Genomic DNA, 21,626 nt, shown 5'->3' with positions numbered 1-21,626 from the left:
ATAGGTGCGGAGGAGATTAGTCGCCTGCTGCTAGCGTGTCCACATGTCGCTGAAGTACGCCGTCCTGGCAGCCCTGCTGGAGGGCGAGGCCTCGGGCTACGAACTGTCCAAGGTGTTCGACGTCTCGCTCGCGAACTTCTGGCCGGCCACCCCGCAGCAGCTCTACCGGGAGCTGGAGCGCCTCGCGCAGGACGGGCTCGTCGAGGCCCGGACGGTGCAGCAGGAACGCCGGCCCAACAAGCGCATGTTCACCCTCACCGAGACCGGCCGGACCGCGTTGCGGTCCTTCGCCGCCGCACCGCCCAAGCGGCCCACCGCCGTGCGCGACGAACTCCTCGTCAAGATCCAGGCCATGGACGGCGGCGACCCGGCGGCGACCCGGGCCCTGGTCGAGGAGCGCAGGGGCTGGGCGCGCGGCAAGCGCGACCGCTACGAACGGGTGCGCCGGCGCCTCCTGGACGGGCGGACCGAGGAGGAGTACCTGCGCACGGCGGACCGGATCGGTCCCTACCTGACCCTCATGGCCGGGATCGCGTTCGAGGAGGACATCCTGCGCTGGTGCGAGCGCGTTCTCGGGATCCTGGAACAGCGGACCACCCCCGGAGCGGCGTGATGTTCACCCCTGAGGGCCCCACGCTGCGCGAACTCGCCGTCCAGGCCATGTCGTCCGTCGAGCACGGCTACGACCTGCTGGCCCCGAAGTTCGACCACACCCCCTTCCGTACCTCCGGGCGCCTGCTCGGCTCCGTCGCCGAGGCGCTGCGCCCGCTCGGCCCGTTCCACGACGGACTCGACCTGTGCTGCGGTACCGGCGCCGGGACGGACGTCCTGGCCCGGCTGTGCCACCGCAGCGTCACCGGCCTCGACTTCAGCGCGGGCATGCTCGACGTCGCCCGGCGGTACCCACCGGCCGCGGGCCCGGACGTCGCCTGGGTGCGCGGCGACGCCCGGGCCCTGCCGTTCACCGCCGCCTTCGACCTGGTGGTGAGCTTCGGCGCGTTCGGGCACTTCCTGCCCCGCGAACTGCCCGGACTATTCGGCCAGGTGCACTCGGTGCTGCGGCCCGGCGGCCGGTTCGCCTTCCCGGTCCTCGCCCCGCCCCGGCCCACCGGCCTCGGCTACTGGACGCTGCTCGGCTTCGACACGGTGATGCGGGTGCGCAACGCCCTGTGGCGGCCGCCGTTCGTCATGTACTACCGGGCCTTCCGGCTCGGTGACGTCCTGGCGGAGCTGGGGAGCGCCGGTTTCGCGGTCGAGCTGCGGGCACTGCCCGAGTTCGGGCGGCGCGCCGACGGCAGCCCGCGCGCCCGGGTGGTGCTGGCGCGGCGGACGGCCGGGTAGGCGGCCGGGGACGGCCCGGGTCAGCCCGCCGCCGGCAGCGTGAACTCGTAGACCAGCGCGTCCTGTTCGGCGTCGACCACCAGCTCGGTTATCTCCAGCGGGCGCGCGTACTGGTCGTGCACCCGGCGGGTCACCCGGACCGCCGAGGTGTCGCCGAGCTGGGTGATGGAGTCCCGGTGGTGCAGCGTCAGACCGGCCCTGCGCATCCAGTCGTAGGCCCGGCGCAACTGCGCGGGGGTGGCGCCGTCGGCCCGCTCCCGGTACCGGCCCAGCTCCGCGACCTCGGCCAGCGCCACGGCGGAGAACGAGGTCACCGCGGTGCGCAGCGACCGGCCGTCCGGCGTGGCCGACCGGTAGCGGTGCACCAGCGTCGGCCGGCGCGGCGCCAGGCGCAGCGCCGTCGCGTGCTCCGGCGGCGGTGCCTCCCAGGCCACCGTGGCCCGGTCCACCGCCCAGGGGTCGGCCGGCCGGGCACCCACCGGGAAGGTGAGCGAGGCGGGGTCCTCGACCGGGGCGCCCGGCAGCGTGGCGTGGCTGCCGCGCCGGTCGGTGGCGACCACGCCGCCGCGGCGCAGCACCTCCAGCGCCTGCCGGACGGTCTCCCGGCTGACCTCGAAGTGCCGGGCCAGATGGCGCTCGCCCGGCAGCCGCTCCCCGGGTGGGATGGTGCCGTCGTGCAGTTCGTCCAGCAGCAGGGACGCGACCCTCCAGTACAGGGGCCGGCCGTCGGTCTGCGGGGGGTCGTGCGGGGTGGTGCGGGCCATGCCGCGCCTCCTGTCGGTGACAAGACGTAGCCGTACAGGCTCATTGCGCGACCAGATCTAGCATTGGTCTAAACCACAAGGGAAGAGCGGTCCGCCGGTTCGGCCGAAACACACCCTGCGCGATCCAACCGTCACAGCGGGTCGCGGGGCCGAGGTCATCCGCGCCGCCCCCCTGCGGCCGCCCGTCAGTCAGGGGCCCGCCGGCCCCTCGTGCGGCCCGCCGGACCCCGTCCGGGGTCGGCGAACCCGTCGTCGGCACCGGACCGGTTGTGTCCGAAAGCCCGCCGGCGGACCGGAGCGAGCGGCCGGTCCCCGCCCCTCGGATGTACGGCTCGCGCGAGCCGCCCGGCCCGTCCGCCCCCTCAGGCGTACGACCGCAGCCAGCGCAGTTTGCGCTCCTCCTGGAACGGGCCGCCGCCCTCGTGGTCGTTGAACTCGTACACCTCGATCGCCTTGTCCGCGTGGGCCCAGGCGTTGAACGCGGCGAACACCGTGGACGGCGGGCAGGTCTGGTCCTCCAGGGCCGCCGAGAAGAGGGCCGGGGCCCGGCCGCGCGCCGCGAAGTGCACGCCGTCGAAATAGGAGAGAACGCGCAGCACGTCGGCCGCCCGGCCCCGGTGCGTCTTGAGGAAGAGGCCGATCTCCCGGTACGGATGCCGGTCCGTGACCGTCACGGCGCGCGGGAAGTCGCACAGGAACGGCACGTCCGGGGCGACCGCGACGAGGTCCGGGACGAGCCCGCCGACCGCGAGGGCGATCCCGCCGCCCTGGCTCTCACCGATCACCGCCGTGCGCGCCGCGTCGGCCAGCGGGTGCGAACGGGCCGCCTCGACGGCGCGCACGGCGTCCGTGAACACGCGCCGGTAGTAGTAGTTCTCGGGCGCGTCGACACCCCGCGTCATGAACCCGGGGTAGGCGGGCGCGGCGCCCACCGGGTCCGTCGTGCCGCCACCGCCGCCCCAGGCGCTGCCCTGTCCGCGGGTGTCCATCACGAAGTGCGCCCGGCCCGCCGACGCCCACAGCAGCTTCTCGTGCGCGAGCCCGCGCCCGCCGCCGTAGCCGATGAACTCCACGACCAGGGGCAGCGGTTCGGTGGCTCCCGCGGGCAGCCGCAGCCAGCCTCTGACCGGGTGGCCGCCGAACCCGGCGAACGTCACGTCGAGGACCCGCACGGTGGACAGCCCGGTCTCCACCGACTCGAAACGCACGTCCAGTTCGTGCTCCCGCGCCTCCTGGAGCGTCTTGCCCCAGAAGGCGTCGAAGTCCTCGGGCGCACCGGACTGGCCGCGATATGCGCGCAGTTCGTCGATCGGAAGGTCGAACAGGGCCATCGGCGACCGCCTTCGGGAAGGGAGCACGGGTGGGAGCAGGGGGGAGTGGGAGAAAGCGTCCTCTCACCGTACGGCGGTGATGGGACCGTGTCGTGCCCGTGGAGCCGGTGCTGGTGGGGGCGCGGTCGAGTGAAGCTCCCAGCCGCGTGCGGCGCTGATCGGCGAGGTCCGAGGCCGGAGGCACGGCCACAGTGCAGCGGCCGGTCAGCCCACGAGGAGCACGAGTTTGCCGCGCACACTCCCCGCTTCGCCGACGCGATGCGCGTGGGAGACCTCGGTCAGGGGGAAGGTCCGGCCGACCTGGATGGAGAAGCGTCCTGTGTCGGCCATGCGGGCGACCTGGGCGAGCGCGTAGGTGGCGCGGCCGTCGTCGCCGCGGCTGAAGCGGACGCCCGTCTGCTGCGCGCCACGGAAGTCGGCGACCGTGATCACATGCTCGGGAGCGCCCACAAGTCCCACGAGTTCGGGAAGGACACCGCTGCCGGCGACGTCCAGGGCGAAGTCCACCCCCGACGGCGCGATCGCGTGGACTCGTTCCGGCATCCCCTCGCCGTATGCCACCGGCTCGGCCCCGAGCGAGCGCAGGGCCTCATGCGTGCCTGGACTGCCCGTGCCGATGACGCGCGCGCCGCGCTCCACGGCCAGTTGGACGGCGGCACTCCCGACGCTGCCGGATGCCCCGTTGACGAGCACGCGGCTGCCCGCTGTGACGCCGAGCCGGTCGAGCGAACGCGCCGCGGTCTCGGCGGCGGCGGGGATCGCCGAAGCCCTCGCGTAGTCCAGCGAGTCCGGGATCGGGGCCCAGTGCGACAGCACGGCCGACTCCGCCTGGGCGGCTCCGTACGGCGAGGCTCCGAAGACCCGGTCGCCGACCGTGACACCCGAGACACCGGCACCGATCTCGTCGACGAGCCCCGCGGCCTCGTAGCCCAGGGTCTGTGGCAGTTCCTGGTCCATCAGGCCCTGGCGCTTCTTCCAGTCGCCGGCGTTGACGCCCGCGGCGCGCACCTTGATCCGTATCTCTCCGGCACCGGGACGGGGATCGGGGAGATCGACGATCTCCAGGACCTCCGGGCTGCCGAACCGGCTGAACCGTACGGCCTTCATGACGCACTCCTTCCGTGGAAGGAGTGGCGGATCGTCCGATACCGCGTGTGCGCGTACTCCCCGTCCGGCTGTCCGCCCGGCCGGAGCACGTTTCTACTCCGATACGGCGACCCTACTTCATGCCCGCCCACACGCGTCCGGGACGGCTATGACGCCCCGCGCAGGGTCAGCGCGGTTCGCGCCAGTCCGCGCAACCAGGTGTGGGCGTGGTCGGTGTCGTAGCGCTGGTGCCACGACAGGTAGACCGGTGCGAGCGGTAGTTCGAGCGGAAGGGGGAGCACGACCAGGCCGAGGTCGGCGACCGCGGACCGCGTGGTGGCTTCGGGGACGCTGATCAGGAGATCGGAACCGCGCGCGAACTCCAGCGCGGCGGCCTCCGTGGGTGCGGTCGCCACCACGCGGCGGGCCAGGCCGAGCCGCGCGAGGGCGTCGTCGAGGGCGTTGCCGAGGTTTCCCCTTCGCGAGACGGTGACGTGCTCGGCGGCGGCGTATTGATCTGCCGTGACTCTCCCGCCGCCCGTGAGGGGGTGCCCCTGCCTGACGACGATGACGAGGCGGGACTCGCCCACCTTCTCGGCGCGGACGTCCGGTGCGCCCGGGTGGTTGGCGTTCGCCTCCAGGTCCACCTCGCCGCGCCGCAACTCCGGTGTGTCGGTGCTCGATTCCGCGACGAAGCGCAAGCGCACGCCCGGCGCCTCTTCCCGTACGGCCGCGAGCAGCGCGGGGCCGCTCAGGGCGACCAGGGAGTCGTGCCAGCGGAGGGTGAACGTGCGCTCCAGGGTCGCCAGATCGAGTTCACGGCTCGGTGCCAGCACCCCTTGGACCTGGTGAAGCAGCTCATGCACCTGTTCCCGGACGGCGATCGCGTACGGCGTAGGGGTCATGGTGCGGCCGGTGCGCACCAGGATCTGATCCCCGGTCGTGCGCCGGATCCGGCCCAGACTCCGGCTCATCGCGGGGGCGGTGACATGCAGGCGTGCGGCCGCCCCGGCCACACTGCCCTCCTCCAGCAGCGCGTCGAGCGCGGCCAGCAGGTTCAGGTCCAATTGCATGCGAGTAATCCTAGCCGTGCTTTACATGCATTTGAGGTTAATCGAGGGGCTGTATACCGTCGACACCAGAGCGCCGCACAGAGCACACAGCTCGGCCCGAACGGCCTCACCACCCCCCACCCACAAGGGAGTTGACCATGCCCGAAACCCTGCGGACCACGGCTGCCGCCGCCGACACCGCCACCTCGGACGCCGACCTGCTCGACCGGACGGCGGCCGCCGTACGCGCGGCCGGCTCCGCGCTGCGCGAGCGCTTCGGCGAGGTGGTCCGCTACGAGACCCGCGAAGAGCTGATGCGCGCCCTCGCCGTCAACGACGACACGGCACTGGACATCCTGCGCCCCCGCCTGACCCACCTGCGTCCGGAGGCGGGGTGGGTGGAGGACGAGCTGGACGGCGGGGCGCTGCCGCCCGGCGAGTGGTGGGTCGTGGATCCGGCCGAAGGCAACGTCAACCACCTGCACGCCCTGCCGGAATGGGCGGTGACCGCCACCCTCGTACGCGAGAACCAGCCGGTGCTCACCGTGGTCCACCTGCCGTTGACCGGCGATACCTACACCGCGCTCGCCGGCGCGGGCGCCCACCTGGACGGCCGGCCGCTGCGCGTCTCCCCGACCGCGGACCTCGGCCTGAGCATCGTGGCCACCAGCCAGGCCCGGCCGGACGAGGACGACGACGTCGTGCGGCGCGTGGGCTCGTCCATCACCGCGATGCTCTTCGACGCACTCGTCGTGCGCACCGCCGTGCCCGCGACCCTGCACCTGGTGCACGTGGCCGCCGGCCGGACGGACGCCTTCTGGCAGTTCGCGGGCGCCCGCGCGGACCTGCTGCCCGGGGCGCTGCTCGTCACCGAGGCCGGCGGCCGGATCTCCGACGCCGAGGGCCGCCCCTGGACCCCGCGGAGCGAGAGCTTCCTGGCCGCCGCGCCCGGCGTCCACGCCGAGGCCGTCGCCACCCTCTCCCGCTGACCGCGCACCACACCCCGCACACACGGAGGAACCAGATCACCATGCCTGAGATCGCAGTTCTCGGAAACGGCCGCGTCGGCGGCAACCTGGCCGCAGCCCTCACCCGGGCCGGACATGCGGTGAGAGTGGCCGGCCGCGCGCCGGGCGCCGCCGCCGACGCGGCCCGCACGGCCCGGATCGTCATCAACGCCACGCCGGGCGCGGGCTCGCTGGACCGGCTCGTCGCCCTGCGCGAGGAACTGCGCGGCAAGATCCTCGTCGACGTCTCCAACGCCACCCTCGACGGACCGGACGGACTGCCCGCCGACCTGATCCACCCCGGCTCGAGCCTCGCCGAACACCTCCAGGACGCGCTCCCCGAAACACGCGTCGTCAAGACCCTCAACACCATGCTCTACCCGGTGATGACCGCGCCGGACACGCTCACCCAGGCGCCCGACGCCTTCCTCTCCGGCGAGGACCCCCAGGCCAAGCAGACCGTCCGCGAACTGCTCGTCAGCCTCGGCTGGCACACGGAGTGGATCACCGATCTCGGCGGGATCCAGACAGCCCGCGCCACGGAGGCCGCGATCCTGTTCGTACCGCACGTGATCCGGTCCAGCGGATTCGCGCCTTTCGCCATCTCGATCGCCCGCTGATCCGCACGCAGGGGATCATCGGCACGGTTGCTCGCCGTGCCGATGCGCCGCCCGCTTCCTCCGCGCCGGGCGCGCGATGAGCGCTAATCCTGCGGAAGGTCCTGGTAATCGAGAGCGTCGGCATCGCTTGCCGCCGGGCCGCCGAAGAAGCCCTGCATGAGTTCGCCCAGGTCCAGCTCTGTGGCACCGACCGGGACGGTGGGCCTGGTGCCATGTCCCACCCGCAGGGTCAGACCCAGCTTTCTGACCTTGGTGTCCTCGGCCAGCTCGGCGAGGTCCATGCGCACCTTGTTCAACTGGCCGTCCTTGAGCGTGAAGTCCGCCTTCACGTCGGTGGCGGGGGCGTCCTTCAGGTCTTTGTCCGTCGGCAGCTCCATGCCCGGCGGCAGGTCCTTCACCAGCGGTCGGATCTTGCCGAACAACCTGGTGATCAGCGTGCGGAAGGGCGCTGTGGCGGTGACGTGTTCGGTGCCGTCCGAGCCGTCCGCTGTCTTGAAGTGCACCTCACGGGCGACGACCTCGCGCAGGGCCGCTACGAGCTTCTGCTGCGTCTTGGCGTCGAGGGACGGGGCGGGCGCAGGGCTGCCCTTCCGGCCGCCGGCGCCGGCCTTCTCCATCTCCTTCGTACCGAACTTCACCCACTTGCCGGCGATGAGGCTCTTGAACGCCCCGGCCTCCGGGGGCAGGTCCGAGGCGGCGGGCACGGGAGCGCCCGTCATCTTGCCGAAGGCGGTCATGTCGGCCCGCATGTAGGCGTAGTCGCCGATCACCCGGTACTCGACGAGGCCGCCGTCCGAATTGCTGATTTTCATGGCTATGCCGACCAGGTCCTTCTCACCGGACTCGTCGATGGGCTTCCTCGACTGCACGGTGACCCTGATCCGCGCGCCACTGATCAACTTGGCGGCCTCATCCGGCATCTCCTCACCGGGTGCGGGATCGGACTGGGCGTCCAGCGCCTTCAGGGACCTGACGTCGGTGTCCAGGTCGACCTCGAAGGAGAGTGTCTTCTTCTTGCCGAGCTCCTCGAAGGCATGGTCGAGCTTCTTGCCGGCGGAAAGCTGCTCCACCGTCGAACAGGCGGCGGAGCCTGCGAGGACGGCACCGATGACGGCGGTGGCGGTCAGGGTCTTGCGTATGGCGTTGATGACGGTCTCCTCATAGGTCCCGATCACGGAGTGATCGCGATCAGGAGACTCACAACCTGCTCACAGGGTTGCCCACGCGCTTTCCTCCGGGCACTGACGGAACTCCGCTACGGGTGACCGGGACAAGCGGTACGAGGCGGCCCCGCACCCAGTACGAGGACGCCGTCCACCGTCTGCGCCTCCTGGGCCCGCCCCTTGAGTTCCGCGAGCCGCTCGAGGAGGCCGTACCCCTCACAGAGCACGGTCTCGTGACCGCCGTAGGACTCGAGGTTGATCACCGCAGCCTCCACATGCTGGATCTCGGAGACCAGCATGGGGACGCCCGCGGAGCCCCACGCAAGGGCCAGGCCCGCACGCGGATAAAGGAGCGGTGGTAACTCGGCGCCACTCGCGTTGCGGATCGTGGCCGCGTCGCTGCCACTGTGTGCCTCCAGGCAGAGCTTGGAGTGCTCGATCACCCGCACCAGGACCTGTAAGTCCGCCGGCATCAACTCGACCGCCAGGAAGTCACCGGGCGACCGGTGGTGGTTCGCGGGAGCGGCGGTCTCGCGGGGCGCACCCCGTTGACGGCTACGCCACCACGGCATGCCGCCGGCTCCCGTCACGTCTGACCGTTCCGCCGTCCACCGCGTCTCCCCCTCGACCCACGATCGCTTGCGGCCTGCACTCACACACAGCGAATCCTCTTCCCCGCAGGCAAGGAGATGACGACGTCGGACTCGCCTGTCGAGACTATCCGGTGCAGCGGTCAACTGTTGCTGAATGTAAACCTCAAGGTCGGCCTTGAGGCGCTGCACCCGGACAGGTGCCCCCTTCGACCGCTTTCAGTCGATCAGGAGGGGTGGCGAGGGGTGGTCCCCACAGGAGTCCCTACCGGCCGACGACGGATGGCCAGAGCCTCGCGCGCCGCCTGCCGAGGGTGGCGGCGACGCCAGTAGGGGTTGTCGTGCGGGAGCCTGCTCGAGACACGTCCGTACATGCCGAAGGTCGCGACGAGCAGTCCCATGACGAAGGAGAACACGACGTTCGGCATACCGAAGTCGAGGACGTTGGCGGGCCTGTCGAGGATGAACAGGTGGATCAGACCGCTGAGGACGAAGAGGGCGCCGACGACCATGTTGAGGGTCGAGGCGACGCTCCCGCCCACCACCGCTCCGCAGACGAGCAGCAGTCCGAAGACCACGGAGACCAGGCTCAGCAGGCCGTTGGTCGACATCCCGGCGATGTGGGCGCCCTGGGTGTCGAAAGGACTCAGTTCGTCGGCGAAGCCCAGGCAGCCGAAGGCGAGGAGGAGGCCGCCGCACACTCCGGCGCCGTACCGGTAGACGGACGCGAGCCTGTGGTCCACCGGGAGCTCGTCGTAAAGCCTCATGTCTGATCCTTTCGGAGCCAAGACCCAGACCCCCCATCGAACGACGGCGACCGTTCACACCATCACCGTCACTCGTACTTCCGCTCAAGAGCCCCCATCGGTTGCACACGGCCTCGAACGGTCGTGAGCGGAACACCACTCCGCGTCGGACGCGCGCAGGGAGCATCGGTCTCTCACCGCACCGGTGCCGAGCGCCGTTGGACATCGGTCAGCACACGCACGGCCTCACGCAGGCTCTTCACCTGCCTCAGGTCCGCCGAACGGTCGGCCGAACCGTCCGAGGGGGAGCGGCACCGCCACCCGGGGCCGCACAGCAGCACCGGGGAACCGCTGCGCGCGCCGCGGACACCCCACCGGGCCGCCGCGACACGACGTGCCAGACGGAGGTCAGCCGTCGGGCGGGTCTGGGACCACAGGGCCACTGCCGCGGGCGCGACGCGCTGCACCGTGCTCATCAGCGCGTCGGGAGGTACCGCGCCCCCCAGCGTGAGCACGGTCAGACCGTCGTCGGCCAGCACGGCGGCCAGCGCCTCGAAAGGGAGCGTGTGGTACTCCCCGGCCGGACAGGCCAGCACGAGGGGAGGGGCGAGGGCACGCCGATCGCCGTGAGCCGCGGATTCGACGTACCGGTGGCGCAACGTCGCCGAGATGTGCCAGGACAGCAGGTGCTCGATCTCGACGTACCGCTCGCCGGACGACTGCCACTTGCGGCCGACCGCCCGCAGCGCGGGTGCCATCACCTCCTCCCAGGCCAGAGCGGGGCCGTGGGCGGTCACCGCCTCGCGCAGCCGCTGCTGCACCTCCAGGCCGTCCATGCGCACCGCGGCTCGTGCCAGCCCCCTGCACTCGAGCCGGACCCGCCCGAGCGGCAGCCCACTGCCGGCCCGCGCGTGACAGGCCACGGCTTCGCCTTCGTCATCGTGAGCAGCGACCAGAGTGGTTCCGCCCGGTGCCCCGGCCGGGTCCGCGAGACGTGCGTGTCGCTGTGCGAGGCGGGCGGCTTCCGCCGGTGACACACCGGTGGCGGTGAGGCGGCACATCTTCCGCATCATCGCCACGTCGTCGGGCGACCAGCGCCGATGGCGGCCGTCCGGCCTCACCGCCGGCCCGAGTCCGTAGCGGCGGTCCCAGGACCGCAACGTCGTAGGGGAGACCCCGAGCAGACGGGCGAGCTGACCGGTGGTCATCCATGCCTGCGAAGTGAGCTCACCGTGCTGCACCGTGGGTACGACCCGACCGTTCACCATGCACGTGGTTCCGACGTCGCCCTGTCCGCGGATGCGGTGCCCCCACCGCGTTGCATCGAGCTCGTTCAGCCGGAGCGGGTCACCGGGCTATGCGCCCTTCAGGCAGTGACCCAGGCGCTGCGGGCCCCGCCGCGCACGGCTCTGGACCGTTCCCAGGGGCCAGCCCGTCACCTGGGTGATCTGCGCCTGCGTGAGGTCCTCGAAGAAGGGGAGCGTCAAAACGGTGCGCTGCGGCTCGCTGAGCTGGGCCCATGACTGACTCACCACGGTACGGTCGAGCACCGCCCGCGCGTCGGATTCGCCGTGTCCGCCGTGTCCGCCGTGTCCGCCGTCCGCGGCGAGCGGAGAGCCGGCGGCGGCGACCTGCCGGCACAGACGTGGTGGAGTCAGCGAAGGTACGCGGCCACTTCCCGTGCGGCCCGGGCACCCGAGGCCAACGCCCCCTGCACCGATCCCGTGGCCCGGTGGTCCCCGCACACGAAGCGCCCCGCGGCCACCCGGCTGCGCTTGCTGTAGGACAGCGGCGGCTCCATGGCGGGCAGGGCCGCGGCCACCGTTCGCGTGGTCAGGCGCTCCCAGGCGGCCGTGTCGGTGCGGTAGGCCTCCGCGAGCGCCGCCCGGACGTTCTTCTCGCGCCCCTCACGGTCGCCACCGAGGACGGATGTCGCCACCAGCGCGTACCCGCGCGGCGCGTGAGAGGCGTGCACCTCGCTCAGCACGACGCTGTTGACGAACCGCCGCCGCACATCGGTCACCAGAGTGGGCTCGTTCAACGGGGAACGACCGGCTACGTGGTAGTAGGTGGTGACGGTCCGGTACGGCGGCACGGTCAGACCGGGCAGCAACCGGGCCGCCGTCCGCGCGTCCGTCGCCACGACCACGGCCCGGGCCGCCACCGTACGGCCGTCGTCGTCGAGCACCCCGTCCTCGGTGAGCGCCGCCACCGGCGACTCCAGGGCGACCACCCCGGGCGGCAGCGCAGACCCCAGCAAAGCCGGCACGGCACCGATTCCCGCGGCGGGCAGGCACAGCGTCCCGCGCACCATGGTGCGCCACACGAGATGGAAGAACCGGCTGGAGGTCGCCAGCTCGTCCTCCAGGAAAATCCCTGACAGGAACGGGCGGAAGAACCGCTCCACGAAGGCGTCGTCGAAACCGGTCCTCGCGAGCGCCCGGCGGGTCGGGATGTCAGGCACCCGCTTCACCAGTGCCGACGGGGCCAGTGCGGCGAAACCCGTCAGCGCGGCCAGAGCGGCCAGTTCCCGCGGGCCGGCCAGGCCGGCGGCCAGCCCGCTCAAGGCCTGGCGCGGCGCGCGCGTCGGGTCGGCGAAGCGCATGCGCCGCCCGTCGTCATGGATCAGGAAACCCGGCGTGAACGGCCGCAGGCGCAGCTCACGCAACGGCAGCCGGCGGCGCACCTGCGGGTAGGCCGTGTTGAACACCTGGAAGCCACGGTCCAGCACGAAGCCCTCGACCCGGTCGGTGCGCATCCGCCCACCGACCTGGTCACCGGCCTCCAGGACCCGTACCCGCAACCCCTGCGCGCTCAGATCCCGCGCGCAGGCCAGTCCGGCCAGCCCGGCACCCACGACGACCACGTCCCACGGCCCGGCCGCCCGCCCGACGGTCATCCCGTTCTCCTCTCGGCGGCTCACGCGGCTCACGTCTTCCCCAGGGAACGCCCGTCCCCCGGCTTGCTTCCCCCAGGAGCGTGCTTTCGGATGCGTGCCGTCACCCGAACGGGGCCGCGGCGGGCGTCGCGGCCCCAGGCATGCCGCAGAAGGCGCCCGCAGGCTGCCGAGCACGGCCTGTGCCCGTCGCCCGAGTTCCGACGCAGCCTCCCACGTCGCCGAGCAGCGGCATCCACCCGGGCGACGCCACCCTGCGGGCCGTGCACCGTTCCGGCACAGGAACCTGCTGCCCGCCCCGGCGTCTGCTTACTGCGCGCTGCCCACCGGACTGCTCGGGTGCACCTCGCGTTCGACGCGCGGAAGGAGTTCGGGAATGTAGATCTTCCGGATGGCGTCGCCGGAGTCGTGCGCCTCCCAGTGGGCGCGGCTCGCCCAGCGCTCGACGAGGACGAAACGGCCGGGGTCGTCCTGCGACTGGTACGCCTCCCAGCTGACGCAGCCGTCCTCGGCGAGACACAGGGGCCGCATCCGGGCCAGGGCGTCGGCCACCGCCGGGATCTCGTCGCACTCGGGCACTCGGACGATGACGATGAGGTCGAACATCACTGCTCCTTGGAGTGGGGGGAACCGGCCGGGCCGGCGAGGGCGTCGCAGGCGACCGTCGTAAGCGCCTGGACGATCGGGTGACCGCTGTTGCGCTCGTGCTCCCCGCGGACGACGGGTGTCCAAAGACAGGCTCCTACTCGTCCAGAGAAGTCATTCCAGGAAGCTGTCGAGGGGCGCCGCCTTGTATTCCGCCGCGCCCGCCGTGGTGATGCCGGCGGCTGAGCCGGGCAGCCGCAGAGAGCCGAGACCGCTCACGTACAGGTCGGCCGTTCCGTCACCGATCGTGTCGCGCAGCCGTACCAGGCCACCGAACTGCTCGTCGGCCGTCAACGGACCAGGAACACCGGGGGTGTTGCGGGCGAACCACTGCGAACCGGCGCCGGACAGGCCGCCCGCCCGCCCCTTGAAGACGTGCACGCCGCCCGCGTACTCCTGGCCGTCGATCTCCTCGCCCCGCACGCCGACCGCGAGATCCGCGTAACCGTCGCCGTTGACGTCGCCCGCCGAAACGGATGAGCCGAACTCGTCCCGGTTCTCGGGGGTTCCGGCGACGCCACTGGTCGCCTGGGTGAGGCGGGTGCTTCGGGACGGGCCGGCGGACGAGCCGTACCAGACGCTGACGCGGCCCTTGTGCTTCGAGTAGAGGGACGTGCCGACGGCGATGTCGCCGTAGCCGTCCTTGTCGAAGTCGGCGATGACACCGTCGCCGCCGCGTTCGGCGCTGCCGCCGTTGCCGGACTCGGACTCCAGGCGGAGGCTCTTGCCCGGGGTGAGCGAGGTCGCGCCACCCTTGACGAACCAGACGTCGGACGCGATGTATTCGGGGCTGACCACGTCACCGATGATCGCGAGGTCGGTCTTCTTGTCGCCGTCGACCTTGCCGGAGATCAGGGCGGTGGCGTAGAAGGACGACGTCTTGTCGAGCTTGGTCACCGCGCCGGTGGTGCCGGAGCGCTTGAACGGGCCCCGGTAGACGTACGTCATGGATTCGTTGATGACGGCCAGGTCCTGCTTGCCGTCCCCGTTGAAGTCGCCGGTCGCCAGGTCCTTGCCCATGTAGTTGTTGCGGCCCGGGTTCTTGTTCGGGAGGGTCGTGCCCGTGGACAGACCGGAGGGGGAGCCCCAGAGAATCGTCACGGCGCCCTGGAAGCCGTTCTCGCCGGTCGCCGCCACCGCGAGGTCGCCGTATCCGTCGCCGTCGAAGTCCGCGGCGGCCCGTACCTCGCCGAACATGTCATCGGCCTCGTCGGTGCCGGGCACGCCGGGGCTCGACTGGGTGATGCGCTGCTTTGAGGTGCCGGGCCCGGTGGCGGTCCCGAAGACCACGCTGACGCCGCCGCCCCCTCTGGCACTGAAGCTCGAGTACGCGTAGTCGCGGAAGCCGTCGCCGTTGAAGTCGTCGCCGTACTTCGCGGGCGCGGCGCTCGCCGACGCGGCGGGCAGAGTGAGGGGGACGAGGCCCGCTACCAGGAAGGTGGCGAGCGTGGCCGTTGTGCGGACGGGCATGGCTGTTGGGGCTCCTTGGGAGTCGCGGAGGCGGTGGGCCCGGTCGGCGGCGATCCGAGCCGAAGCGTGGTGGCATGGCCGGTGGTGCGTGGGGGTGCCACGTCGTTCACCGGGAGGTGTCCCGGGTGACGCGTGGGGTGTGCGAACAGGAGACCGGTCATGGGGCCGAAGGGTTGTACGTCGGCGCGGAGGAACATCGTTCCGTGGTACGGCAGCAGCCACCGCCCACACCTTGACGGTCATACCCCACTAAAATGCACATACCGCAAGGGCGGCCGAAGGGTGCGTCATGAGCAAGCAGATCATCTGCCGCAGGCTCTCCGAGCAGGTCCCTTCCGAGGACGGACAAGTCGGCGAGCGGGTCCTCGTCGACCGGGTCTGGCCGGAGGGCGTGCGCCGGCGGGACGCGCCTCTCGACGAGTGGCTGCGCGATGTCGCCCCGTCCGCCGGGCTGCAGCGCTGGTACGGCCGCGACCCCCGGCGCTTCGATGAGTTCCGCCGCCGCTATCTCGCCGAACTGGGCGATCATGCGCACCGGCAGGCGGCGGCCCGGCTACGTGACCTGGCCGAACACGGCAGCCTCACCCTGCTGACCGCCACGCGGGACGTGGACCACAGCCACACCGCCGTACTCGCCGAATGGCTCACCACTTCTGAGGACCGCGGTCCAAAGCCGCCGGCAGCCGACGTCCCCGAACCCGGACCCGCCGACGCCCCTGAACCCGGACCCGCTGACGCCCCTGAGCCCGGACCGGCCGACGCCCCTGAGCCCGGACCGGCTGACGCCCCTGAGCCCGGACCGGCCGACGCCCCTGAGCCCGGACCGGCTGACGCCCCTGAGCCCGGACCGGCCGACGCCCCTGAGCCCGGACCCGCCGACGCCCCTGAACCCGGACCCGACGCTTGCGGCCCCCGGCCGCAAGGAACCCGCGCAGCCCTCACCGCCGCGGTGGCCGGCCTCAACCCGGGGGCGCTCGCCTTCGTCATGGGCACCGGCATCGTCTCCACGGCCCTGTACATCAACGGCGCCCGCACCGCATCCACCGCACTGCTCTGGGTGGCCCTGGCCGGCTTCGCCGTGCTGGTACCCGGCTACGGCTGGCGGCTGCTGCGCCACCGGCAGCGCTTCCTCGCGGATCTCCTCGGGCCGCGCGCCTTCGCCTTCCTCACCCTCGCCATCTCCTCCAACGTGCTGGCCGCCCGCCTTGCGCCGAGCGGCCACGCCGCGGTGGCCGGGGCGTTCCTGGCGTTCGGGGTGCTGGGGTGGATCCTGCTGGACTACGGCATTCCCCTCGCGCTCGTCACCACCTTGAAACGGGGCCCGTCGATCGACCAGGTGAACGGCACCTGGTTCCTGTGGGCCGTGGGATCGGAGTCCGTGGCGCTCGCCGCCGCCGCGCTGGCCGCGGTGACCTCGGGGCACGTGCTGCCGACGCTGGCGGTGGTGTGCTGGTCCGTCGGCCTGATGCAGTACGTGCTGACCGCCGCGATCGTGCTGGCGAGGCTGCTGGCCCGGCCGGTGCGGCCGGAAGGCCTCATGACGTCCGTCTGGATCTTCATGGGGGCGGCCGCGCTCATCGTGCTCGCCGGAGTGCGACTGATCTCCCTCCCGCCGGGCAGCCTGATGCTCGCGCGTCCGGTCATCGTCGGGTCGGCCGTCGTCCTGTGGGCGTTCTCCTCCTGGCTGATCCCGCTGCTGCTGGCTCTTGGCGTGTGGCGGCACGCGGTGCGCCGGATTCCACTGCGCTACGACCTGGGCTGGTGGAACCTCGTCTTCCCGATCGGCATGTACGCGGTCGCCACGCACGAACTGGGCCGCGCGACCGGGACCTCGTGGATGACCACCGTGGGCCGCTGGGAAATCTGGACAGCCGCCGCGTTCTGGGTCGTCGTCTTCGCCGCCATGGTGGCCGCCGGGCTCCGGACCCGGCCCACGGCCGGCCACAGACCCGGCTCCCGACCGGCCCGGGCGGACCGCGAGGGCAACACGGTCCCGCCCTCCTCCACCCGGACGCTGCCGTAGACGCGGGTGCCGGCGCCGAGCGAACCCACCGACCCCGGAACGCGGCACGGTGGGTTCGGCTCGGACGAGGCTCTCCGCGCAGCCCCGCCGTACGCCGGGCCGCCGCATACGGGCGATGTCATCGGCCGACGGGTGCCCGCAGACGGCCGAGGCCGTGAAGCAGTGCGTGCCGGACGACCACCAGCCAGGCGGCCACGAGCAACACGTAGAGAACGACGGCACCCCAGACGAACAGCAGCGAGCCGGTACGGGTGGCGAGCGCGCCGGTCCCGGTGACGCAGGCGCCGAGGGGGAAGATGAACGACCACCAGGTGGGCGAGAAAGGCAGTCCCGTCCGGACCTCCCGCACGGTCAGCGCCGTGGCGAGCACCAGCCACAGCAGGGCGAAACCCCAGACACCGATCCCGCCGAGGAGGGCCGCGACCGCGGCCCCGCGCGCGTACGGGCCGGGCAGCGCGCCCGGCGCCGCCGTGGCCAGCGCCCCGAGCGCGGTCACCGCCTGGTCCAGCGCTCCCACGCCGATCCACACCGTCGGCACCACGGCGCCGCTCGGCGCGTCATGGTGCACCAGGCGGCTGTACACCATCGCCAGGACCAGCAGGACCGCGACCAGACCGAGGCCGAGCATCGCGTAGCAGCCCAGCAGCATGGCCAGCCGCGGCTGCCCGGCCGGTGCGTACGGGACGAGCAGCGCACCCGTCGCCGCGGAGACCATCGGCGGCACCACCGGCATCAGCCAGCCGCCGAACGCCGCGTCCGGTGTGAATCGGTGCCGGGTGATCATCAGGTACGGAACCGCGCACGCGGTGGCCAGGCCGAGCACCGTACCGATGGACCACAACACCCAGCCCGCGTCCACCGCCGCCCGCTCCCCGATCAGCCGTCGGCCGAGCAACAACGTCCCGGCCCCGACGGTGAGCAGCGCCATCGGCGGCGCACCCAGGAACTGGGCCAGTACGGGATCACCGGCATGCACCCGCAACATCCTCTGCCGCAGGTAGCCGACGGTGAGCACGACCAGCAACAGGGCGGTACCCGCCCACACCACCGTCGCCGCGCCGCCCAGCCCGGCGAAGCCTCTGGGCAGCGTGGCCGCCGCGTCGGCGATGATCCCGGTGCCCATGACGGCCGCGAACCAGTTCGGGCCGAATCGTGCCGGTCCGGTGTCGCTCGCCTCGACCCGACCGGCTCGTGCCCGGCCGGAGCGTCTCGGACCCGGACCGTCCTGGGACGGGACCGTGCGGATGGTGCTGGAGTGGCATGTCACGGCGTGGAGCGCCTTCTCTTCTCGTCTCGGGTCATCACCGCCGTCGATCTGCGGCGGTGATCGGCCGACCGGCGGGCCCGCGCCCAGCGGCTCACGGGGGGCGGCCGAGACCGTCGGTCCGTGGCGTGGTCGACGCTATGGCGAGGTGCGGGGCCGCCCCAGCGCAGGACGAGCCATGACGCCCTCACAGCAGGACATCGACGGACACGGCGAAGGTGCTCAGCGGGACACGGCCTGCGCGCCCCCAGGTAAGTTTGATAATCAAACTCGCTACGTCTAGGGTGAACGGCGTCCATGCGGCCCGGCCAGGAGGCGCACCATGAACGGCAGGCCGTCCCGCAGGGAACCGCTGCTGGTGACCGTGCTGGTGTTCCCGGGGGTCCGCCTGCTCGACGTCACCGGTCCCATCGAGGTGTTCGCGTCGGCCAACGACTTCGGTGGCCGCTATCGCGTTCGCATGGTGTCCCCGGACGGCGCGGACGTGGTCACCGCGGCGGGTACCGGACTCCGCGTCGACCTGGCCGCAGCGGAGGCGGAGTACACGAGCGACGTGGTCGTCATCCCCGGCGGCCCCGAGTGGCCCTCCCTGAGCAAAGACGACGCGCTGCTCGACGCCGTACGGGCACTCGACGCCCGCGGCCGCCGCACCGCGTCCATCTGCACCGGCGCCTTCCTCCTCGCCGCGGCCGGGCTGCTCGACGGACGCGAGGCCACCACGCACTGGCGCTTCGCCGACCAACTCGCCCTGCGGTACCCCCGAGTCACCGTGGACGCCGACGCCCTGTTCGTGCGCGACGGCCACATCATGACCTGCGCGGGAGTCAGTTCGGGCATCGACCTGTCGCTCGCCCTCGTGGAGGAGCACCTCGGCGCGGACACCGCCCGCGCGGTGGCCAAGGACATGGTCGTCTTCATGCAGCGACCAGGAGGCCAGTCGCAGTTCAGCGTCCGCACCCGCACCCCGCACGCCAAGCGGGAGATGCTGCGCCGGGTCATGGACGCGGTCTCCGAGGACCCGTCCGCCAACCACACCCTCGCGGCCATGGCCCGCCGAGCGGGGGTGAGCACCCGTCATGTGACGCGTCTGTTCCATGACGAGATGGCCACGACCCCGGCCCGCTACGTAGAGGAGATCCGTATGGAGGCCGCCCAGGCGATGCTGGAAGGCGGCGACGACCCCATGGCCGCGGTGGCCCGCCGCACCGGCTTCGGCTCACCGGAGTCGCTGCGGCGGGCCTTCACCCGAAACCTCGGCATCACACCGGGGGCCTACCGGGCACGCTTCCGCACCACGGACCCCCTCCGCGGGGGTGATCGGGTCTGACCGCAGCCGCGCCGGGGGCTCGCCGTGCAGACATGCCGGAGGCCTGGGGCCGATGTACGGTCGACGTACGGCGCAGGTGTGGACTTCGCGACCGACGGAGGGGTCGGTGCGGGATACGTGCCCGGGAGTGCCCATGGCTCAGCAGACGAACATCGCCGCGCAGACCGCCTTCGGAGAGGCCGTCGTCACCGGCGACCTCGACGCCCTCGACGAGATCGTCGCACCCGATGCGATCGACCACGATCCCGCCCCGGGACAGGGGCCGGGACCCGACGGGTACAAGGCCATGTTCGGCCAGTTGCGCGCGGCCTTCCCGGACTTGAACGTCCAGGTGGAGCACTTGATGGCCACCGAGGACGAGCTGGCCTTCGCCTACGTCATCACGGGTACGCACCTCGGCCCGCTGATGGGGTGGCCGGCGACCGGCAGGAAGGTGAGCTACCGGGGCATGCAGATCAGCCGCTTCGACAGCGACGGCAAGCTCGTCGAACGCTGGGGCAGCAGCGACGAACTCGGCATGCTGCGTCAACTCGGTCTCGCCGATCAGCAGTCGTGAACGGAGCCGCGGCCGCCGACCACCCGCCCATGCGCCATCGACCGCCGCGCCGAGCCGCGCTGTCGTCGGGCTTTACGGTTCGGTCGCGCGTCAGAGCCGCAGCACCGGGTCCGTGACCCCTCCGGGGCAGGCGAGCTCCGCGACGTCCCATTCGGCGCGTCCGGCCCCGGCCCGGTAGGCGCTCTCGTAGAAGGCGAGGACGGCGGCACGGGGATCGGTCCCGGCGCGGGCCGCGTCGTAGCGCAGCACGGCCAGGTGGCTGTCGCCGCGCGCGACCCAGCGCGCGGACGCGGGGCTGAGCGGCTCCCCGGCCAGGCCGGCGGGCTCGGGGGCGGTGTAGGAGTAGAAGGCGGGCTCGGGGAAGGTGTCGTCGCCGAACCAGAAGCCGAAGCTGATCACTTCGCGGGAGTACGCCTCCCGGGTGACGGGGTCGGCCTGAGGGGGCTGGTCGATCCGTCGCCCGGAGAACCGGGTGTGGGCGATGTCGAAGGTGTGCCAGAAGTGGTGCACCGGGCTGTGTTTTCCCGAGTAGCCCGCCGCGAACTCCTCCAGTACGGACGCCACCTGGCTCAGGACCCGCCAGTAGCGGTTGGCGGCCACGGGGTCGTAGGTCGCGTGCTCGGTGTCCTCGGCGAACGGCCGGGCGGCGTCGGGCAGGTCGAAGGGCCTGGGAAGAGCGATCTCCACCCGGATACCCAGCGCGGCCAGAGCGGCCAGGGTCGCGCCGTGGAAGGACGCGACGGACTGGCCCGGAAGCGGGAAGGACCGCTCCTCGCCGTCCAGCGTCGCGACGACGAGCCGGTGGTCGACGAAGTCGAAGTCGATCGTGAAGATCCGATCCCCGTCGGCCACACGCATCGGACGCGTGGTGATGCCGCGCCCGGTGACATGGAACGGGACGTTCCACCAGTGATTGCACCGGGCGCTCGCCGCCAGGCGGATCTTGCCGACGATCTGCGCGAAGCGGTGCAGTGTCTCCTTGGTGTCCCGCCACTCCGCCAGCGGCATCGGGGGGAAGATCTCCGTCACGCTCCCATGATGACGCCGTGAGCGGTGTCCGGCACCCGCGCCTTCGGACGACGGGCGTCGGCGGCTCCACCCCGCGAGCATGCGAAGTTCTCGTCGGCGGCAAGGAACACGTCGCAGCCGCTGCTCTTCGCAGGCGCACGAGAGGCAGCCGGCTGCTGCCGGCAGCCGACCCGCCGCACGAAGGCGTCTGCCGCTGCGAAATACTCTCCGGATGGGTTCACGCACTTCACCGGTCCGCCGGCAGATCACGATACGGAGGGCTGTCGCGGGGGATGCCAAACGGCTCACGCGGATCGTGCGTGGCTCAGGCGCGTACGAGGGTGAGTACGCATCCGCGGTCGCGGGCTACCGGGTCGGTCCTGACTACATCGAGGCCCACCGCGCCTTCGTAGCCGTCGACGCCGACGAGCAGGGAGGCCGGGTCCTCGGGTTCTACTCGCTCGTCCTTGATCCACCGGAACTCGACCTGCTGTTCGTCGCCGACGAAGCGCAGGGACGGGGCATCGGACGACTGCTCGTCGCGCACATGCAGTCCGAAGCCCGTGCCGCCGGGCTCGACCGTGTCATGGTCGTGTCGCATCGTCCCGCCGAGGACTTCTACCACCGGGTCGGCGCAGTGCGGACCGGGACCGCGCTCGCGAACCCGCCCGCCGTGCCGTGGGACCGTCCCGAATTCGAGTTCCGCATTCCTTCGCAATGACGTGGTATCGCGGTTC

22 protein-coding genes and 2 pseudogenes are annotated in these 21,626 nt (G+C 71.9%); 9 read left to right on the top strand and 15 right to left on the bottom strand.

Going from position 1 to position 21,626, the window contains the following annotated elements:
- Positions 1–43 precede the first annotated feature (43 nt).
- Complete coding sequence (locus tag PV343_RS00290) at positions 44–613, top strand: PadR family transcriptional regulator (protein ID WP_319144666.1); 570 nt, start codon at positions 44–46, stop codon at positions 611–613.
- Complete coding sequence (locus PV343_RS00285) at positions 613–1,341, top strand: class I SAM-dependent methyltransferase (RefSeq protein ID WP_319144665.1); 729 nt, start codon at positions 613–615, stop codon at positions 1,339–1,341. Before PV343_RS00290 ends, PV343_RS00285 begins: the two co-directional genes overlap by 1 nt.
- Before the next feature lie 20 nt (positions 1,342–1,361).
- On the opposite strand, the gene PV343_RS00280 is transcribed toward PV343_RS00285, so the two are convergent.
- From PV343_RS00280 to PV343_RS00265, 4 genes are all read right to left on the bottom strand, one after another.
- A complete protein-coding gene (locus PV343_RS00280) occupies positions 1,362–2,105 on the bottom strand; it encodes a GntR family transcriptional regulator (protein ID WP_319144664.1) in 744 nt (247 codons plus the stop codon).
- Positions 2,106–2,467: 362 nt separating this feature from the next.
- Positions 2,468–3,436 (bottom strand): acetylxylan esterase, encoded by a 969-nt coding sequence (locus PV343_RS00275; protein ID WP_319144663.1) that lies wholly within the window; start codon positions 3,434–3,436, stop codon positions 2,468–2,470.
- 204 nt (positions 3,437–3,640) lie between these two features.
- The gene (locus PV343_RS00270) at positions 3,641–4,543 is read right to left on the bottom strand and encodes an NADP-dependent oxidoreductase (protein ID WP_319144662.1); all 903 of its coding nucleotides are present in this window, start codon (positions 4,541–4,543) and stop codon (positions 3,641–3,643) included.
- Between the two features lie 146 nt (positions 4,544–4,689).
- Positions 4,690–5,595, bottom strand: a complete 906-nt coding sequence (locus tag PV343_RS00265; protein ID WP_319144661.1) for a LysR family transcriptional regulator — start codon at positions 5,593–5,595, stop codon at positions 4,690–4,692.
- A 137-nt stretch (positions 5,596–5,732) separates the two neighbouring features.
- Between PV343_RS00265 and PV343_RS00260 the strand changes: the two genes are divergently transcribed.
- Entirely contained in the window at positions 5,733–6,563 is an 831-nt protein-coding gene (locus PV343_RS00260; RefSeq protein ID WP_319144660.1) for an inositol monophosphatase family protein, read from the top strand.
- 41 nt (positions 6,564–6,604) lie between these two features.
- Complete coding sequence (locus PV343_RS00255; protein ID WP_319144659.1) at positions 6,605–7,201, top strand: NADPH-dependent F420 reductase; 597 nt, start codon at positions 6,605–6,607, stop codon at positions 7,199–7,201.
- 83 nt (positions 7,202–7,284) lie between these two features.
- Here PV343_RS00255 and PV343_RS00250 read toward each other — a convergent pair whose 3' ends face one another.
- The 9 genes and pseudogenes from PV343_RS00250 to PV343_RS00210 form a co-directional block, all read right to left on the bottom strand.
- The gene (locus tag PV343_RS00250; RefSeq protein ID WP_415923441.1) at positions 7,285–8,271 is read right to left on the bottom strand and encodes a hypothetical protein; all 987 of its coding nucleotides are present in this window, start codon (positions 8,269–8,271) and stop codon (positions 7,285–7,287) included.
- Between the two features lie 185 nt (positions 8,272–8,456).
- Entirely contained in the window at positions 8,457–8,936 is a 480-nt protein-coding gene (locus PV343_RS00245; RefSeq protein WP_319144656.1) for a hypothetical protein, read from the bottom strand.
- 245 nt (positions 8,937–9,181) lie between these two features.
- Positions 9,182–9,721, bottom strand: a complete 540-nt coding sequence (locus tag PV343_RS00240) for a DUF4383 domain-containing protein (RefSeq protein WP_319144655.1) — start codon at positions 9,719–9,721, stop codon at positions 9,182–9,184.
- A 173-nt stretch (positions 9,722–9,894) separates the two neighbouring features.
- Positions 9,895–10,623 (bottom strand): B12-binding domain-containing protein, encoded by a 729-nt coding sequence (locus tag PV343_RS00235; protein WP_319145154.1) that lies wholly within the window; start codon positions 10,621–10,623, stop codon positions 9,895–9,897.
- A 93-nt stretch (positions 10,624–10,716) separates the two neighbouring features.
- Positions 10,717–10,908, bottom strand: a pseudogene (locus PV343_RS00230) (MerR family transcriptional regulator); the annotation flags it as partial.
- A 147-nt stretch (positions 10,909–11,055) separates the two neighbouring features.
- Positions 11,056–11,232, bottom strand: a complete 177-nt coding sequence (locus PV343_RS00225; protein WP_319144654.1) for a sigma factor-like helix-turn-helix DNA-binding protein — start codon at positions 11,230–11,232, stop codon at positions 11,056–11,058.
- A 122-nt stretch (positions 11,233–11,354) separates the two neighbouring features.
- Complete coding sequence (locus PV343_RS00220; protein WP_319144653.1) at positions 11,355–12,599, bottom strand: FAD-dependent oxidoreductase; 1,245 nt, start codon at positions 12,597–12,599, stop codon at positions 11,355–11,357.
- Positions 12,600–12,905: 306 nt separating this feature from the next.
- The gene (locus PV343_RS00215; RefSeq protein WP_319144652.1) at positions 12,906–13,202 is read right to left on the bottom strand and encodes a putative quinol monooxygenase; all 297 of its coding nucleotides are present in this window, start codon (positions 13,200–13,202) and stop codon (positions 12,906–12,908) included.
- Between the two features lie 153 nt (positions 13,203–13,355).
- Positions 13,356–14,711 carry an FG-GAP and VCBS repeat-containing protein gene (locus PV343_RS00210; RefSeq protein WP_319144651.1) on the bottom strand — a complete coding sequence of 452 codons (1,356 nt, stop codon included), beginning with the start codon at positions 14,709–14,711 and terminating at the stop codon, positions 13,356–13,358.
- 289 nt (positions 14,712–15,000) lie between these two features.
- On the opposite strand from PV343_RS00210, the pseudogene PV343_RS00205 reads away from it, so the two are divergent.
- Both PV343_RS00205 and PV343_RS00200 read left to right on the top strand, forming a co-directional pair.
- Positions 15,001–15,357: pseudogene (locus PV343_RS00205) on the top strand (DUF488 domain-containing protein); the annotation flags it as partial.
- A 303-nt stretch (positions 15,358–15,660) separates the two neighbouring features.
- Positions 15,661–16,734, top strand: a complete 1,074-nt coding sequence (locus PV343_RS00200; RefSeq protein ID WP_319145153.1) for a tellurite resistance/C4-dicarboxylate transporter family protein — start codon at positions 15,661–15,663, stop codon at positions 16,732–16,734.
- A 118-nt stretch (positions 16,735–16,852) separates the two neighbouring features.
- Here PV343_RS00200 and PV343_RS00195 read toward each other — a convergent pair whose 3' ends face one another.
- Entirely contained in the window at positions 16,853–17,857 is a 1,005-nt protein-coding gene (locus PV343_RS00195) for a TDT family transporter (RefSeq protein ID WP_415923433.1), read from the bottom strand.
- A 463-nt stretch (positions 17,858–18,320) separates the two neighbouring features.
- Between PV343_RS00195 and PV343_RS00190 the strand changes: the two genes are divergently transcribed.
- Positions 18,321–19,325, top strand: a complete 1,005-nt coding sequence (locus PV343_RS00190; protein WP_319144649.1) for a GlxA family transcriptional regulator — start codon at positions 18,321–18,323, stop codon at positions 19,323–19,325.
- A gap of 133 nt (positions 19,326–19,458) precedes the next feature.
- A complete protein-coding gene (locus tag PV343_RS00185) occupies positions 19,459–19,881 on the top strand; it encodes an ester cyclase (RefSeq protein WP_319144648.1) in 423 nt (140 codons plus the stop codon).
- 90 nt (positions 19,882–19,971) lie between these two features.
- On the opposite strand, the gene PV343_RS00180 is transcribed toward PV343_RS00185, so the two are convergent.
- A complete protein-coding gene (locus tag PV343_RS00180) occupies positions 19,972–20,889 on the bottom strand; it encodes a DUF5996 family protein (RefSeq protein WP_319145152.1) in 918 nt (305 codons plus the stop codon).
- 232 nt (positions 20,890–21,121) lie between these two features.
- Here PV343_RS00180 and PV343_RS00175 point away from each other — a divergent pair, with 232 nt between their 5' ends.
- Positions 21,122–21,610, top strand: coding sequence for a GNAT family N-acetyltransferase (locus PV343_RS00175; RefSeq protein ID WP_319144647.1), 489 nt, complete (start codon positions 21,122–21,124; stop codon positions 21,608–21,610).
- Positions 21,611–21,626: the final 16 nt, after the last annotated feature.

Source organism: Streptomyces sp. WI03-4A (assembly GCF_033792105.1).
Lineage (GTDB): Bacteria > Actinomycetota > Actinomycetes > Streptomycetales > Streptomycetaceae > Streptomyces > Streptomyces collinus_A.
This window is presented reverse-complemented; position numbering and strand designations above follow the sequence as displayed.

What these genes read in the sequence shown, in the direction of transcription:
- PV343_RS00290 (WP_319144666.1), top strand. Translation starts at nt 44, where the DNA reads ATGTCGCTGAAGTACGCCGTCCTGGCAGCCCTGCTGGAGGGCGAGGCC.
- PV343_RS00285 (WP_319144665.1), top strand. Translation starts at nt 613, where the DNA reads ATGTTCACCCCTGAGGGCCCCACGCTGCGCGAACTCGCCGTCCAGGCC.
- PV343_RS00280 (WP_319144664.1), bottom strand. Translation starts at nt 2,105, where the DNA reads ATGGCCCGCACCACCCCGCACGACCCCCCGCAGACCGACGGCCGGCCC.
- PV343_RS00275 (WP_319144663.1), bottom strand. Translation starts at nt 3,436, where the DNA reads ATGGCCCTGTTCGACCTTCCGATCGACGAACTGCGCGCATATCGCGGC.
- PV343_RS00270 (WP_319144662.1), bottom strand. Translation starts at nt 4,543, where the DNA reads ATGAAGGCCGTACGGTTCAGCCGGTTCGGCAGCCCGGAGGTCCTGGAG.
- PV343_RS00265 (WP_319144661.1), bottom strand. Translation starts at nt 5,595, where the DNA reads ATGCAATTGGACCTGAACCTGCTGGCCGCGCTCGACGCGCTGCTGGAG.
- PV343_RS00260 (WP_319144660.1), top strand. Translation starts at nt 5,733, where the DNA reads ATGCCCGAAACCCTGCGGACCACGGCTGCCGCCGCCGACACCGCCACC.
- PV343_RS00255 (WP_319144659.1), top strand. Translation starts at nt 6,605, where the DNA reads ATGCCTGAGATCGCAGTTCTCGGAAACGGCCGCGTCGGCGGCAACCTG.
- PV343_RS00245 (WP_319144656.1), bottom strand. Translation starts at nt 8,936, where the DNA reads ATGCCGTGGTGGCGTAGCCGTCAACGGGGTGCGCCCCGCGAGACCGCC.
- PV343_RS00240 (WP_319144655.1), bottom strand. Translation starts at nt 9,721, where the DNA reads ATGAGGCTTTACGACGAGCTCCCGGTGGACCACAGGCTCGCGTCCGTC.
- PV343_RS00220 (WP_319144653.1), bottom strand. Translation starts at nt 12,599, where the DNA reads ATGACCGTCGGGCGGGCGGCCGGGCCGTGGGACGTGGTCGTCGTGGGT.
- PV343_RS00215 (WP_319144652.1), bottom strand. Translation starts at nt 13,202, where the DNA reads ATGTTCGACCTCATCGTCATCGTCCGAGTGCCCGAGTGCGACGAGATC.
- PV343_RS00210 (WP_319144651.1), bottom strand. Translation starts at nt 14,711, where the DNA reads ATGCCCGTCCGCACAACGGCCACGCTCGCCACCTTCCTGGTAGCGGGC.
- PV343_RS00195 (WP_415923433.1), bottom strand. Translation starts at nt 17,857, where the DNA reads ATGGGCACCGGGATCATCGCCGACGCGGCGGCCACGCTGCCCAGAGGC.
- PV343_RS00190 (WP_319144649.1), top strand. Translation starts at nt 18,321, where the DNA reads ATGAACGGCAGGCCGTCCCGCAGGGAACCGCTGCTGGTGACCGTGCTG.
- PV343_RS00185 (WP_319144648.1), top strand. Translation starts at nt 19,459, where the DNA reads ATGGCTCAGCAGACGAACATCGCCGCGCAGACCGCCTTCGGAGAGGCC.
- PV343_RS00180 (WP_319145152.1), bottom strand. Translation starts at nt 20,889, where the DNA reads ATGCCGCTGGCGGAGTGGCGGGACACCAAGGAGACACTGCACCGCTTC.
- PV343_RS00175 (WP_319144647.1), top strand. Translation starts at nt 21,122, where the DNA reads ATGGGTTCACGCACTTCACCGGTCCGCCGGCAGATCACGATACGGAGG.